At 54.4% G+C, this 1,456-nt stretch carries 1 protein-coding gene; it reads right to left on the bottom strand.

Annotation, left to right across the window (positions count from 1 at the left end):
- Window positions 1-636: 636 nt before the first annotated feature.
- The coding region (locus tag AACR77_RS08365) for a flagellin N-terminal helical domain-containing protein (protein ID WP_042880779.1) at window positions 637-1,456 on the bottom strand (820 nt) is incomplete at its 5' end.

Below are 1,456 nucleotides of genomic sequence, written 5' to 3'. Positions count from 1 at the left end.
CCAACGACTTGGTGGTGTTCATCAAGTTACGCTGGGCGTTCAGTGATGAAGTGTTGGTGTTGATAAACATGGCCATAAAAGATTTCTCCTGATGAACAAGAAACTGCGGGCCCTGCTTGCATCAAGCGAGTCAGAATCCCACCGTTCAGATGGACAGATTGAACGGTCTGTCTCATCTGGCGGATCCGCTGTTTGAACGGACATCGGACCCGCAGTTGCGCAAATGCTGGATTTCCGAACACCCCTCAATTTGCTTCATATCTTGTAACGGCAGCCTCATCGGAAGCTTTAGGAGATTTATTGCCGCTCTCGTCAATAAAGAGGCAAAACCCTTCCGCTGAGGAAGAGATGGCTAGGCAAGGGAGAGTAACGCCAACGCAGGGACCAGCTCATATGCCTTCCACCGAGTGGTGGCTTTTCGCGGCTGTGGGGTGAGTATGGGTAGCCACCCTTATGGCACCAATAAAAAAGCCGACAAGCGTCGGCCAATCAAGTATTCAGGCTAGAGGGTGGGTACCAGCACAGATGCTTCCTCTGGCTGCCCTACCGCCATTCCATTTCGATGGAACCAGGTCACGGTACTACCCTATTGCTCTGCTCGGGGGGCGACCTGAGCGACCGCCCCTGTCAGACCTATTAGCCCAGCAGTGACAGAGCTGACTGCGGACGCTGGTTGGCTTGAGCCAGTATGCTGGAAGCCGCCTGCTGCAGGATGTTCTGCTTGGTCATGTTGGCAGTCTCGGTCGCGAAGTCCGCATCGCGGATACGGGAACGCGCAGCGCTCACGTTCTCAGAGATGTTAGACTGATTGCGAATGGTCGAATCTAGCCGATTCTGCACTGCACCCAATTCAGCACGTTTGCCATCCACAACCCCCAACATGGCATCTGCTGCAGCCAGCACAGCTTGAGCCTTACTCTGAGAACTAATACTTATTCCACCGGCAGTTGAGCCACTTACGAACACACTGGCAACTGTTGCATCAGTCGCTGCTGCGGCAATCCCTGAAATACTAAATCCGCCAGCCTGGCTCAAGCTAAAGCCAATAGTCTGGTTCGCATCCGCCCCCACCTGGAAAGTACCACCATAACTACCGTCTAGCAGCTTAGTACCAGCGAAAGTAGTATCTTTGGAAATACGGTTGATTTCGGATCCCAGTTGATCCACTTCCTTCTGCAGAGCCTCACGATCCTTATCTGAGTTGGAGCCATTGGCAGATTGCTGGGCCAGGGTACGCATACGCTGCAGCATGCCGGTCACTTCGTCCATGGCCCCTTCAGCGGTCTGCGCCAGGGAGATGCCGTCGTTGGCGTTGCGGTTACCCTGATCCAGACCGTTGATCTGGGAAGTCAGACGGTTGGAAATCTGCAGACCGGCCGCATCGTCCTTGGCGCTGTTGATGCGCAGGCCGGAAGCCAGACGGGTGTAAGAGGTATCCAACGACTTGGTGGTGTTC

This window comes from Aeromonas sp. ZOR0002 (assembly GCF_963866995.1).
Classification (GTDB): Bacteria; Pseudomonadota; Gammaproteobacteria; order Enterobacterales; family Aeromonadaceae; genus Aeromonas; species Aeromonas caviae.
This window is presented reverse-complemented; position numbering and strand designations above follow the sequence as displayed.